This is a genomic window from Massilibacillus massiliensis, assembly GCF_900086705.1.
In the GTDB taxonomy this organism is placed as follows: domain Bacteria; phylum Bacillota; class Negativicutes; order FLKF01; family FLKF01; genus Massilibacillus; species Massilibacillus massiliensis.
On sequence record NZ_LT575483.1, the window covers coordinates 3,825,410 to 3,839,071 of the forward strand.

Annotated in this window: 11 protein-coding genes and 1 pseudogene; all 12 read left to right on the plus strand. The window is 37.5% G+C overall.

Annotated features, from left to right (window positions below):
- Positions 1-105 precede the first annotated feature (105 nt).
- The 12 genes and pseudogenes from BN6559_RS18270 (at position 106) to BN6559_RS18320 (ending at position 13,640) form a co-directional block, all read left to right on the plus strand.
- Entirely contained in the window at positions 106-1,344 is a 1,239-nt protein-coding gene (locus BN6559_RS18270) for an IS256 family transposase (RefSeq protein WP_110954966.1), read from the plus strand.
- A 2-nt stretch (positions 1,345-1,346) separates the two neighbouring features.
- Positions 1,347-1,811 carry an HD domain-containing protein gene (locus BN6559_RS18275; RefSeq protein ID WP_199884139.1) on the plus strand — a complete coding sequence of 155 codons (465 nt, stop codon included), beginning with the start codon at positions 1,347-1,349 and terminating at the stop codon, positions 1,809-1,811.
- A gap of 301 nt (positions 1,812-2,112) precedes the next feature.
- Positions 2,113-2,970 carry a ChbG/HpnK family deacetylase gene (locus BN6559_RS18280; RefSeq protein WP_110956069.1) on the plus strand — a complete coding sequence of 286 codons (858 nt, stop codon included), beginning with the start codon at positions 2,113-2,115 and terminating at the stop codon, positions 2,968-2,970.
- A gap of 206 nt (positions 2,971-3,176) precedes the next feature.
- Entirely contained in the window at positions 3,177-4,154 is a 978-nt protein-coding gene (locus BN6559_RS18285) for a glycosyltransferase family 2 protein (protein WP_110956070.1), read from the plus strand.
- Positions 4,155-4,156: 2 nt separating this feature from the next.
- The gene (locus BN6559_RS18290) at positions 4,157-5,116 is read left to right on the plus strand and encodes an NAD-dependent epimerase/dehydratase family protein (protein ID WP_199884140.1); all 960 of its coding nucleotides are present in this window, start codon (positions 4,157-4,159) and stop codon (positions 5,114-5,116) included.
- Positions 5,117-5,230: 114 nt separating this feature from the next.
- A complete protein-coding gene (locus BN6559_RS18295; protein ID WP_199884141.1) occupies positions 5,231-6,748 on the plus strand; it encodes an ArnT family glycosyltransferase in 1,518 nt (505 codons plus the stop codon).
- Positions 6,749-6,750: 2 nt separating this feature from the next.
- Positions 6,751-8,403: an ArnT family glycosyltransferase gene (locus BN6559_RS18300; RefSeq protein ID WP_110956072.1), complete on the plus strand. Its 1,653-nt coding sequence runs from the start codon at positions 6,751-6,753 to the stop codon at positions 8,401-8,403.
- Between the two features lie 307 nt (positions 8,404-8,710).
- Entirely contained in the window at positions 8,711-10,006 is a 1,296-nt protein-coding gene (locus BN6559_RS18305; RefSeq protein WP_110956073.1) for a sensor histidine kinase, read from the plus strand.
- Positions 10,007-10,075: 69 nt separating this feature from the next.
- A pseudogene (locus tag BN6559_RS19885) lies at positions 10,076-10,189 on the plus strand (DedA family protein); the annotation flags it as partial.
- 32 nt (positions 10,190-10,221) lie between these two features.
- Positions 10,222-10,914 (plus strand): response regulator transcription factor, encoded by a 693-nt coding sequence (locus BN6559_RS18310; RefSeq protein WP_110956074.1) that lies wholly within the window; start codon positions 10,222-10,224, stop codon positions 10,912-10,914.
- Between the two features lie 158 nt (positions 10,915-11,072).
- Entirely contained in the window at positions 11,073-12,218 is a 1,146-nt protein-coding gene (locus tag BN6559_RS18315) for a phosphatase PAP2 family protein (RefSeq protein WP_110956075.1), read from the plus strand.
- A 126-nt stretch (positions 12,219-12,344) separates the two neighbouring features.
- Positions 12,345-13,640, plus strand: a complete 1,296-nt coding sequence (locus tag BN6559_RS18320) for a sensor histidine kinase (protein WP_110956076.1) — start codon at positions 12,345-12,347, stop codon at positions 13,638-13,640.
- The last annotated feature ends 22 nt before the right edge of the window (positions 13,641-13,662 follow it).

Below are 13,662 nucleotides of genomic sequence, written 5' to 3' on the forward strand. Positions count from 1 at the left end.
TGCAAAACTAATGGGAGTGTAAAATAATCTGTGTAAGTATAAAACTTGCACAGATTATTTTAATATTGGATAATAAAAAATATTAAACACGAAAAGGACGAAAAAATGGCTAGAAAAAACTCTGAACAAGAACAGCTTGCCCAAGAAATTATTGCAAAATATCAACCAAAATCTGTCGAAGATATGCAAAATGCCTTAAAAGATATTTTCGGACCGATGTTCCAAGCAATGCTAAAAGGTGAATTAGATCACCATCTTGGTTATTCAAGTAATGATCGTGGTGAAAAAGAATCCTCAAATCGTCGTAATGGGTATTCACAAAAAACTCTTAAAAGTTCTTTGGGTTCTATTCCAATTGATGTTCCGCGTGATCGTCAAGCGACTTTTAAGCCACAAATTATACCCAAACATAGAACCAATGTATCTGATATTGAGCAAAAAGTTTTAGCGATGTATGCGCGTGGACTCAGTCAACGAGATATAGCCGCAACGATTGAAGATATCTATGGTTTTGAAATATCTCATGAACAAATTTCAATCATCACAGATAAAATATTAGAAGAGCTCGATCAATGGCAAAAACGTCCCTTAAATGCATTCTATCCATTTGTTTTTGTCGACTGCATGTATGTGACAATTCGAAAAGATTATGAAGTTAAGAGTTGCGCAGTTTATACGATTCTTGGGTACAACATGGATGGTCATAAAGATATCTTAGGATTATGGATCAATGAAAATGAAAGTAAGCATACCTGGATGCAAATCTTCGATGAGCTCAAGGCTAGAGGAATACAAGATATCGGATTCATCTGTATGGATGGATTGAGCGGATTAGAAGATGGAGCTAAAGCAATATTTAAAGACGTAAATGTACAGAGATGTATCGTGCATTTAATAAGAAATTCTATAAAATATGTTCCAAGTAAGGACTATAAGGGATTTACAGCCCAGTTAAAGAAAGTATATGGAGCTTCAAGTTTAAAAGCGGCAATTGCGGAATTTGAGCGATTTAAAGTGGCGTGGGCAAACTATCCTGGAGCCGTTAGCGTATGGGAACGGAATTTCTCACATATAGAGCAGCTTTTTAATTACGGTAGTGCAGTGCGAAAGATTATGTACACAACAAATGCCATAGAAAGCGTGAATTCAAGTTTCCGAAAAGTGACAAAAAAAGGAGCGTTTCCAAATGAAAACGCCGTATTGAAAGTATTGTATTTACGAGTTACAGAACTTTATAAAAAATGGCATGATCGCCCAGTTCTCAATTGGTCTATGGTTCGAAACCAACTTTCAATTGATACTAGGATTCAGCCGATTTTTCAAAAATATGAACAACACTTTTAATCTTGTTACACAAAATTCTTGACACTCCCAAACTAATTGGTGCCCAGGAAGAACTGGATGATGTTGAGCAAGAAATTCTCGAAATTGCTGCATTGACTCATGATATTGGGATCAAAAATAGTGAACTAAAATATCAGAGCTCAAGTGGAAACTATCAACAAATAGAAGGACCGCCCGAGGCGAAGATAATGCTGGAGAACATAGGGGTTGATGGGGCTACAATTGATCGTATTTGTTGGTTGATTGCGCATCATCACACGTATCATACGATTGATAGCATAGATTATCAAATCTTGGTTGAGGCAGATTTTCTCGTTAATATTTTTGAAGATGAGATGCCCGTCGCTTCGATAAGAAATATCCGGGAAAAAATATTTAAAACCAAAGCTGGACTGCAGTTATTAGATGACTTATATTTGCAATCTTGCATAAAAGGGGATTGCGAGGAAGAAAGCATACAGGTCTGAAATCGGAGCTTCGGTTGATAATAAAGAGGTAAAACCTGCATCTACTCTTAAGAGGCAAAGAATTTCAATAAAAAAGAAAAGCCGCCTAGTTCTAAAAATCGTGCAGACTTTAGATTTTTGAATAGAGAGACGATAAAATTTAATAATATGATGAAACTCAATTGGAAAAACGCCAAGAATTTATTCTTGGCGTTTTTTTATTTGTAGAAAAGAGTTTGATTTTCATTTTAATTTCAGATTGAATCGTTAGACTTATCCAAAGTAGCGTACCAATGTTCTGTACTAAAGAGAAGGTGATTTTATGAAGCAATTAATCATTAATGCAGATGATTTTGGATTGCATGAGTTAATAAATGAAGGCATAGTAGAGGCTTATACTGCGGGTTGTGTTACAAGCACATCAATTATGGCGGGCGGGGGCGCTTTTGAACATGCCGTTAATTTGATTGAGAAACATTCAAAACTTGGTGTTGGTGTGCACTTAACACTGGTTGGAGCAAATCCAGTAGCACGCAGTGATATTCATACCTTGTTGACACAAGATGGAGCTTTTCTTCCTAACTATAGTCAATTTATTAAGAGATATGTTAGTGGTCAAATCTCTAACGAACATATAGAATGGGAATTTTTATGCCAAATGCAGAAAGTGGCGGGCACAGGAATTAAAATAACGCATATTGATAGCCACCAACACTTGCATGTCCTGCCGGGAATACAAAAAATTATTTGCAGGGTCGCCAGAGAGTTTGGCGTTGACAGAATGAGAATACCAGCGGAGCCTGTAGGGTTTATAGGAATGGGAGACTATAATATAAATCGATTTTTTGCGAGAGCAGCTCTTACTGGATGTTCATTCTTGGCGCAAAGAGTTTATGCAAGAGAGGGTTTCGTGTTTCCACAACATTTTTTTGGAATGCTGGAAGGTGGAGCTATGACGCAATTATCTTTATCGCATATTTTGCAAGAGCTGCCAAATGGAATATCTGAAATCATGGTACATCCAGGGAAGGAAACAGCTACGTTAGGGCAGTTGTTCCCTTGGAGCTACCATTGGGGAGAAGAACTGATGGCATTAAAAGATGAAAAAGTTTTAGATTGTATCAAAAGGAATGAAATACAGATGATCAATTATGGTGATTTGGAAAAGCGGTGTGAATAAATCGGCTGTAGATTTTTTCATCGTATTTTCAGAATAACTTGTTAAGCTCAGTTAGAAAAAAATGTTGTGGGACAAGCATATGGTTTGTTTTTATAGATAAGTTTGTAAAAATTCGGGTTTTTATACGTTGTAAGGGAGATTGGATTCATTAAAATAAGTCGAAATTGATGTGTTTAGCAATCATGTAGATAAGGTGGAGAGAAAAAATGAAACTGATCTCAATCGTTGTACCTGTTTTTAATGAACAGGAGAATGTGAAGATGTTTTATCAGGAAGTAAATAAATATATGGATTCTTTGAGGTATGAATACGAACTGATTTTTATTGATGATGGTTCAAAAGATGATACTGCTATGATCCTTAAACGATTGGCACAACAGGATGGAAAGGTTAAAGCAATTTTTTTAGCCCGGAATTTTGGACACCAAGTAGCATTAACTTGCGGACTTGATTATGCCAGAGGGGATGCAGTAATTACTATGGATGGTGATTTGCAGCATCCGCCGGAATTACTACCAGATTTACTGGAAAAATGGGAAGAAGGATTCGATATAGTACAGACTGTCCGAATTGATACTATCGGTGTTTCTAGATTAAAGAAATTTACTTCAGCTATGTTTTATCGCTTAATCAATATTATGTCCAGTGTTGATATTATAGCGGGTGGCTCAGATTTTCGGTTGATAGATAAGAAAGTGGTACAGACGTTTCATTGTTTTAAGGAAAAAGCTCGTTTCATTCGGGGGATTATTGGTGACATGGGATATAGGCAAGTGCAGATTGAATTTGTGGCATCTGAGCGCTTTGCAGGCAGATCTAAATTTTCTCCTAAAAAAATGTTTTCTTTTGCGTTAGACGGAATCACAGCGTATTCAAAGCTGCCTTTGCGCTTTGCTTTTTATCTAGGGTTAATTTTCGGGATTTTAAGTTTTGGATTAACCTTGGATGTAGTTTATACAAGAGTGTTTACGAACGATGCTGTTCCAGGATGGGCTACAATAGCCGCTAGTATATTACTCTTAGGGGGCATTCAATTGGTGGGCTTGGGTATCATTGGTGAATATATCGGTCGTATTTTTGAGGAAGTCAAGGAAAGACCTCTCTATTGGGTGCGGTCTGAGCTGAATAGTCGGACTGAAGTGATTTCTCAAAAAAATAACGATGAAAATAGCTTGAAGTATTAGATATGACAGAATTTTTTGGGCGCGTAATGATGGAAGGAGAAGGTGAAATGAAAGTTCTTGTAACAGGAGGCGCGGGCTTTATTGGCTCACACATTGTAGATTTATTAGTTCAATCTGATATACAGGTAACTATTTTAGATAATTTGAGTACTGGATCTCTTAGAAATATCAATCCCAAAGCGAGTTTTGTAAAAAAGGATATCCGGGATAAAGATCTTAGAAAATTAATGGAGTGCACAGGGTTTAATTATGTTATTCATCAAGCTGCCCAAACGATGGTTTCAAATTCTTTAAAGAATCCTTATTACGACTGTGATGTAAATATTCGTGGATTGGTTAATCTTTTAGAAGCAAGTCGATGGACAGGCGTAAAGAGGATCATTTTTGCATCAAGTGCGGCTATTTATGGTGATACACCAATATTGCCGATTACTGAAGAAGGTGAAAAGGATCCAGTATCTTTCTATGCAGAGAGTAAGTTGACTGGGGAACATTATTTAAATTTATATCAGAAAAACTTTGGGTTAGAGTATGTCGCACTGCGGTATGCAAATGTCTATGGAGAACGTCAAGGTGACAGTGGTGAAGGGGGTGTCATCAGTACATTTTTAAATAGACTCATGCATGATCAGAGATTGACTGTATATGGTGATGGAAAACAGACACGGGATTTTATCTATGTTAAGGATGTTGCTATGGCAAATTATCAGGCATTATTTACGCGTGAAGCAAATCGGAGTTGCAATATTAGCACGGTGCAAGAAACTAGCCTTCGGGATCTGATTGAAACGTTATCCCGGGTCTGTGGAAAACAGCCAGAAGTGACAAACATGGCACCGCGTGAGAATGATATACGTCATTCGGTATTAGATAATCAGTCTGCAGTTAGTAACCTGAACTGGCATCCGACGTATACGTTAGAAGAAGGTCTTTATTCGATGCTGAGAGCATATCAACACTAAATTTTCGTTTGAGTAATGAGAATGAAAATAGAATAGAAAGGGACTATTGGTACAATGAAAAATAAAAAGACTTGGCTCTCGATTTCATTGATTCTATGTATAGGTGGCATGCTCATGTTTACATTTTTGGGAATTCATCCCTTGTTGGATCCTGATGAACCTGTATATGCTGAGACGGCCAGAGAAATGTTGCAATTTCAGGATTTTATTTCTCCGCGCATTTATGGTGAGTTTTGGTATGATAAGCCTCCGATGTATTATTGGCTCGTGGCAGCGGCATTTTCTATTTTTGGTCAAGGGGAGTTTGCGGCTAGAGTTCCATCGGCTTTTTTCGCTGTAAGTGGAGCTGTTCTCGTCTATTTATCAGGACGAAAACTTTTTAATGAACGAGCTGGATTGCTTAGCGCATTGGTTTTGGTCACTAGTTTTGAATATTTTTATCTTGGTAATGCAGCCGTTACTGATATGACGTTAACCTTTTTTATGACAGCGGCTTTGTTATCGTTTTTGCATCAAAAATATAATCTGCTGTACGTATTAGCCGCACTTGCAGTCGTGACTAAAGGGCCGGTCGCTATTTTTTTCTGTGGTCTAATTATTAGTTTATATCTAGGGGTAACAGGTAGTTTCAATAGCATAAAGACAATAAAAATTATTCGTGGCAGTGTAGTTTTTGCTTTGATTGCTTTGCCCTGGTATGGCGTAATGTATTATCTTCATGGAATGACGTTTATTGAGACTTTTTTGGGCTTTCACAATGTAACTCGTTTTTTGCAGCCAGAGCACGTGTCTGGTGCAGTTTGGTATTATTATATTCCTGTATTACTTCTAGGTTTTTTCCCGTGGTCAGCCTGTCTAGTACAGGCTTTTCTTTCAGCAATGAAAGAAAAGGGGCAGTATCGTAATGTCTGTATATTTTTAGAGATATGGATATTCGTTATATTTTTATTTTTTTCGATATCACAGACAAAACTCGTTTCATATATCTTACCAATATATCCTCCATTGGCATTACTGATTGGTTATTATTTTGACAAAATATGGACGGAAAAGCGATATAAGGCGTTAATTTCTTTTGCAGGATTTTTGGGACTCATTGTTGCTGTTTTGAGTATTGTCATGTCATTTACCGGAATAGGGACAACGGTAAATTTGATATCCGTTGTCAAGGGGGTAACGATAATTTTAAGTGGGGTAGCGATTTTAGTTCTATTTCAGAGCTTTCGTCATAATTTCCGTGCTGTATTTACTACGACGGTATTAGGAATGATCATATTTCTAGTGTTTTTAATGAAGTGGGGTATGCCCATACTTGCTCCTGCTTTTTCGGTGAAAGCATTTGCTGATCAATTTCAACAGCAATACAGTGGGCAAGCCCCAGTATATATCGAAAAATTTTATCGACCGGGCTTTATGTATTACACGGGAATTGCAGGTTTTGAATTTAGCGAGGAACAGCTGAGAACAGCTCTTTCTAGTGAAAAAGGCAGAGCATACTTTGTTATGAAAAAGACAAGCTTTGAAAGTTTACCCTCGTCGATACAGAGTCAACTTCGGCTACTTGTTGATCAAGAAGATGTAATGCTTTTATTTTATGAAAACAATGAACATTCTCTCAGAAAGGGACTATGACAATGAAAGTATTTAGTAATGTAAATTCGTTTATGCGTGCCAACAAAATGTATGTGCGTATATTTTTATTTTCGTTTTTTGCTTATATGTTTTTTAATCAGGCAATGCCTATTACAGATCCGGTAGAATCGAATTATGCGTTGACAGCGAAAGAGATGGTATTGACAGCGGACTGGATATCACCAAGAATTTATGGTAATGTATGGTTTGATAAACCTGTATTTTTTTATTGGCTTACAGCCTTAACTTTTAAGTTCTTTGGTTTTTCCGCGTGGGCAGCGCGGTTAGTGCCAGCTTTTTTTGCCTCTGTAGGTTTGGTTCTGCTGTATTGGTTTACGAGCAAAATTGCATCGCGGAAGACAGCAATTTTAGCTGTAATCATTATGGGAACATCCTTTGAATATATGATTTTAGCAAAATTGATTATTACGGATATGGTGTTTTTTTTATTTAACTGCGCTGCTTTAGGCTTTTTTTATCTAGGATATGTAAGAATGGATGGTTGCAAGTGGTGGTATCTTGCAGCTTATGTTAGCATGGCTTTTGCTGTATTGACTAAGGGCCCGATTGGTGTTTTGCTGCCTGGTTTGGTAATCATTGTTTTCATTGCGACACAGCGTAATTGGGCAGAGCTCAAAGCAATGTTTTTGCCAACTGGAGTCTTTTTATTTGCTGTTGTAGCTCTGCCGTGGTATGTTACTATGTATGCCCTACATGGTACTGCGTTCATCGATACTTTTTTCGGTGTGCATAACTATCTTCGCGCAACAGTTTCCGAACATCCTAAGGATAATGTGAGCTATTATTATTTTGCTGTATTTGTAATCAGCTTGTTGCCTTGGTCTGCTTTAGCGATAAAATCTTTGATTCAGGGCGGAAAAAAATTGCTCCATCAAACTTCTTCATTATATGTATTCTTTTTTGTTTGGATTGCTGCTTACTTTGGTTTTTATTCGCTGATGGCAACCAAGTATCTGACTTATACATTTCCCATTCTTTTTCCGATAGCAATTTTGACTGCTGTTCACCTGGAGCAAATACTAAAGAGTGAGCGAGTGGCGACGATTTGCTATTGGATCGGAATTCCGGTATTATTGCTTGGGGTGGTTTATGTATTTGCCGCTTACCGATATTTATCTGGGGCAAATTTTCAAATGGTTATGATTAGTTTGTTAACATTTTTGGTATTTAGTATGTGGAAAGCGAGGAAAAAAAACACGGATGATATTTTCAAGTTGATCTGTTTGTGGCAACTGGGAATATATATTATACTTTGTGTTTTTATATATCCTGTTATAGCAGAAAATCGCTCAGGAAAAAAAATCGCAGAGAGTATGATTTATCTTGGTGCGGAAAAAATAGGAATGTATCAGTTTTACAGTACTTCAGCAGTTTTTTATAGTGACGAGATTGCAGTTAAGCTCACCTCGTCGGAGGTCGTGGATTCAACACAGTCAAAAGAACTCGACTGGTCAAGCAAATATACTATGCCAATACAAGAACTTACTGATTTTGGAGAACAATGGCAATCTTCTAATAGTTTGGTTGTCGTACCTGATAAACAAAGAGAAAATTTTCTGCTGAATGCAGATCCGTATAGATATCAGTTGCTAAAGCGTATAGAGGGTGTGTCTTATTATTCAATAATAAAATGATAATATTATAGAGCGTGAGGCAGGAGAGGCCTTTATTAGAGTCTTGTTTGCCGAGGGTGATACTGAACTGAGAAAGTTGATCAGTGTCGGAGAAATCTAATGTTTGCGTTGAATGAGTATTGAATGGAGACTTGGATTGGAATATGCGCTTTACAATCCTTATGATATAGTAAATTTAGATTGGATGCTGTCTGGACAAACTGGCATTGCTGCTTTCAATCAGAGAATTTGCTTATAATCATTGAGAAGAAGTTAGTATACAACACGAAATTTAGTAGGGGATTGGGTTATAAGGTGGGATTTAAAAATGTTTACGAAAACCCGTAAACGATTAACTTTGCATTATGTGACGGTTATGATGCTGCTCATGGCGGCTTTTATTGTCATGAGCTCGGTAGGCGTATTTTGGATATTGTATCAAGAAGAAAAGCATGATCTACTTTCTTTGGCGGAGGAAGAGGCCCGAGAGCAAGTGAGAATGTACAAAGAAAAAGATACTTATTTTGAGTCGTTGACGAAGAAAACTAAAAATAACGTGGATGACGAGGATGTTTTCTATTATGTGTTTGATACCAAACAACAGATGACTGCAGCTAAAGAGCCAGCCTATGTAATTCGAAGTGGTGCATTAGGTATTATAAGCGATTGGGATGTAGACGACGGAGACGTTGCTTTTAGAAAAATTCGTCTTGATAATGGTGATCAAGCTGTAGTGCTGTTGTGTAGTACAAAAATGTATGATGGAGATCAAGAACTAGGCGCCGTTTTTATGGGTGAAGACGTCAGTGTTGAATATCTAATATTAAAGATGTTGTTCTTCGTTATGGTTTTAGTCTCAATTATTTTTCTGATCGTCGCTGCTTTTGCCGAGCATTTGTTGGCCAGGAAGGCAATGACTCCGATTAAGCAGGCTTTTTCCCGTCAGCGTGAATTCACCGCCGATGCTTCTCATGAATTGCGTACACCTCTGAGTGTTCTCCAGCTTTCTTTGGAAGCAGTGAGAAATGATGATGATCAGATGCTATCATCATTTTCTACACAAGTTCTAGAGGATATGAATGGTGAGATTCACAGAATGACAAAACTCATAACAGACTTATTAACTTTGGCACGCGCGGATGCGGGCACAACGAATATTTTAAAAGAGAAATTTGATCTGATTGCTATGGCAGAGGTTCTTATTCGTTCAGTACAGCCACTCGCAGTAGTGAATGAAGTCAAACTAAAAATGCAAGGTGAAGAAGTAGCGTTTATTATGGCCGATCGAGAAAGGATAAACCAACTACTTTTGATTTTGATTGATAATGCAATTAAGTATACTCCTGCTGGTGGTGAAGTTACTGTTCTGATCACAAGAACAACGAGTCCTAAACCATTTGTTACAATTGTTGTAAATGATACAGGAGAAGGAATTTCGGAGAAAGATAAAACATTGATTTTTGAACGGTTTTACCGAGTAGATAAGTCAAGATCGCGTGAAGAAGGTGGTACTGGGCTTGGGTTATCTATTGCCAAGTGGATTGTAGATGTTCATGGTGGAACAATAAAAGTGGAAAGTACTTTGGGGAGAGGTAGTTCATTTATTATTTGCTTGCCAATCTGATCATTATAATATTTGATCGAGGCGATTTATAGGGACACTTACAGAAACCTTCATTGATTTTATTGACGTATAGGGGTATTAATGGGACTTGAAAATGCTTGTGTACCAATTCCAAGCGAATTTATTCTGGGTATTTCTGGATATCTGATATTTACAGGTCAGATGGATTTTACAGGAGCACTATATTATAGAGAGTGAGGAAGGAGGATGGCTTTATGAGAGTGTTGCTTGCCGAGGATGATACTAAGCTGGGGAAGTTGATCAAGCATATGTTGGAGAAATCTGATATACGAATTGATTGGGTAGTGAATGGAGACTTGGCGTTGGAATATGCGCTTTACGATCCTTATGATGTAGTGATTTTAGATTGGATGATGCCAGGACAAACAGGCATTGCTGTTTGCAACCAGCTACGTAAACAAGGTTATAATGGGGCTGTTTTAATGCTGACTGCAAAAGATGCTGTTGATGATCGAGTGCTAGGTTTAGACACTGGTGCAGATGATTATATTGTCAAGCCATTTGAGTTTGCAGAGCTGTTGGCTAGGCTTCGAGCTCTGGCTAGACGCAGTAATATAAAATTAACAGAAGATATTATGCAATTTGGTAATTTGATTTTTGATGGACTGACACATTGTATTAGACAGGGAGCTACTGAGGTGCAACTGACTAGTCGAGAGTTTCAATTGCTTAATTTATTGGTTCGTAATCAGGACAGTGTAATTCCTCGAGAAATTATTTTGGATCGAATATGGGGATTAGAAACAGAAGTATCTTCCAATAATTTGGATGCTTACGTCCGGTTGTTGAGGCGAAAACTTACGCCCTTTAAGAATGTGGTTATTATACAGACAGTTCGTGGGGTTGGGTATAAATTGAGTGTTCAAAATCTATGTAACAATTTATAAAGGAGTATGTTTTGTATGAAATTGTTCACATACTCTGAATTGCTCGCATTGACGTCATAGTAAAAAAGGTTGTAAGATGATGGAGTGATTTATGTGGAAAGTTTTTCATATGTCGAGCGGTATGATTATGATCGTAGTAAGGAAAAAGAGGTGAGCTCTTGCGAATAAAAATCTTAATCATGGCCCTAGTGTTCATATTTTTGCCAAGTATGCAGGCGCTTGCAGATGACGATAGCAAAGAGCGTGATCAACCAAGTGTTTTTTCTCATCAAGATATTCAAATTAATCCACAGCAGTATATTGAACGACTTTTGGTATCAAGTGCTAATGCTGTCGTTGCAGGAGAAATTGCGGAGGAAGTCATCATTGTCGATGGTGATTTGACTGTTTTGCCTAGTGCGAAAATTCGTGGGAAGATTATTATATTAGGTGGGCAATTGAAAAATCAATCAGGGAATGTCATGGCGAAGACTCCATGGATTATTGCGCCTGTAAAATTTTCTTTTACGGCGGTCGTTCTTATTGGAGTCATACTTTTTTCTGTTGGCGGTCTTATTGTGGTACCGTATTTATTGTGGACGTTTATTCGAATACTAAGTCGGTTTCCTTTTTTTATACGCTTTAAAGACCGACTATTGAAAATAAGAGATCAGTGGCCATTCCTTTATATTGCAATAACACTTATTTTTAGTGCATTGATGTTAAGTCTGTTCATGGCAGTGGCATGGCAAACCATATTTCGTCAATCGACAGGTGTATTTGATAGCGTATTTATTTGGTGCATTCGTTATTTTGCATCCAGTGAGTTAGATCTAATTATGATTAGAATAACCAACCTTGGTTTCAGCTTCTTTTATGGAAGTATAGTTTTTATTACAGTTTCCGTATTGGCGTTTCTTCGACGTTGGATTGAGCTTAAAGGATTGGCTGTTTGTCTACTAGGCGGAACTGTTTTAAATGAAATATTGAAACATACGTTTGAACGTACTCGACCGGAAGTTTTTCATATAGTGGCTGCATCAGGGTTTAGCTTTCCGAGTGGCCATGCGATGACATCTTTATGTTTTTATGGAATGGTGACTTTTTTTCTTGTTCGGAATCGATCGCGGCACTGGATTATTGTAGGGACTGTTGCGGCAGTTATACTTATAGCATCTATAGGTATAAGCAGAATTTACTTAGGGGTTCATTACCCTAGTGATATCGTAGCAGGATATGCTGCTGGTGCGACTTGGTTAAGTTTTTCTATTTCATTGGTAATGTGGTGGGAAAAGAAGAGGGAGCAGTTACTCTTAAAACAATAAAATTGCATAGCACCCTATCGACAGAACTGTGAGGCGTAAAATTATCGCAGAGAAAACTAACGCATTTGAAGAGCTGACTGCCGCATAAATGTTTTAGGGATATTGGCTGTAGGTTGGAGGTTAAAAATGTTTGCAAAAATTCGTAATCAATTAACTCTGCGTTATGCGATGGTTATGATGTTATTAATGATAGCTTTTATTATTACGAGTGCCGCAGGTTTACTTTGGGTTCTTTATGAAGAAGAAAAGCATGATTTACGATCCTTTACAGAAGAAGAGGCTAGAGAACAAGTTGGGATATACAAGGAAAAAGATGCTTTTTTTCAATTACCGACAAAGGAATCTGAGAGTAATGATCATGGTGCTAAGATTTTTTATTATGTTTTTGATACCGATCAACAGATGGCTGCAGCTGAAGAGCCGGCTTATGCAATTCGAAGTGGTGTGTTGCGTATTATAGATGAGTGGAAGGAAGCTAACGGAGAAGTTGCCTTGAAAAAATTTCGTCTTGCGAATGACGATAGAGTCGTTGTTATGTTATGCAGTATGAAGATATATGATGGAGATCAAGAACTAGGCACTGTTTTTATGGGGGAAGATATTAGCGATTATTATCAAATGCTAAAAGTGTTACTAGCTGTCATGGTTTTTGTATCTTTAATTTTTTTAATTATTGCTGCTCTAGCTGGACATTTATTAGCGGGAAAGGCGATCATACCAATTAAACAGGCTTTTTTTCGACAGCGTGAATTTGCCGCCGATGCTTCTCATGAATTGCGTACACCCCTGAGTGTTCTCCAGCTTTCTTTGGAGGCAGTGAGAAATGATGATGATCAAATGCTATCATCATTTTCTACGCAAGTTTTGGATGATATGAATGTTGAGATTCGCAGAATGACAAAACTCGTAACAGATTTATTAACTTTGGCACGTGCTGATGCGGGAACAAAAAATATTCTAAAAGAAAAATTTGATCTGATTGCTATGGCGGAGGATCTTATTCGCTCAGTGCAGCCACTCGCGGCAGTGAATGAAGTTAAATTGAAAATGCAAAGTGAAGAAGTTGTGTTTATTATGGCTGATCGAGAAAGGATAAGCCAACTACTTTTGATTTTGATTGATAATGCAATTAAGTATACGCCTGCTGGTGGTGAAGTTGCTGTTCTGATTACACGAACAACGAGTCCTAAACCATTTGTTACAATTGTTGTAAATGATACAGGAGAAGGAATTTCGGAGAAAGATAAAATATTGATTTTTGAACGGTTTTACCGAGTAGATAAGACAAGATCGCGTGAAGAAGGTGGTACTGGGCTTGGATTATCTATTGCCAAGTGGATTGTAGATGTTCATGGTGGAACAATAAAAGTGGAAAGTACTTCGGGGCGAGGTAGTTCATTTATTATTCGTTTGCCAATCTGATGATTATAGTACTTGATAGGGG

Coding starts and splice junctions, on each gene's coding strand:
- BN6559_RS18270 (WP_110954966.1), top strand. CDS start 106: ATGGCTAGAAAAAACTCTGAACAAGAACAGCTTGCCCAAGAAATTATT.
- BN6559_RS18280 (WP_110956069.1), top strand. CDS start 2,113: ATGAAGCAATTAATCATTAATGCAGATGATTTTGGATTGCATGAGTTA.
- BN6559_RS18285 (WP_110956070.1), top strand. CDS start 3,177: ATGAAACTGATCTCAATCGTTGTACCTGTTTTTAATGAACAGGAGAAT.
- BN6559_RS18290 (WP_199884140.1), top strand. CDS start 4,157: ATGACAGAATTTTTTGGGCGCGTAATGATGGAAGGAGAAGGTGAAATG.
- BN6559_RS18295 (WP_199884141.1), top strand. CDS start 5,231: ATGTTTACATTTTTGGGAATTCATCCCTTGTTGGATCCTGATGAACCT.
- BN6559_RS18300 (WP_110956072.1), top strand. CDS start 6,751: ATGAAAGTATTTAGTAATGTAAATTCGTTTATGCGTGCCAACAAAATG.
- BN6559_RS18305 (WP_110956073.1), top strand. CDS start 8,711: ATGTTTACGAAAACCCGTAAACGATTAACTTTGCATTATGTGACGGTT.
- BN6559_RS18310 (WP_110956074.1), top strand. CDS start 10,222: ATGAGAGTGTTGCTTGCCGAGGATGATACTAAGCTGGGGAAGTTGATC.
- BN6559_RS18320 (WP_110956076.1), top strand. CDS start 12,345: ATGTTTGCAAAAATTCGTAATCAATTAACTCTGCGTTATGCGATGGTT.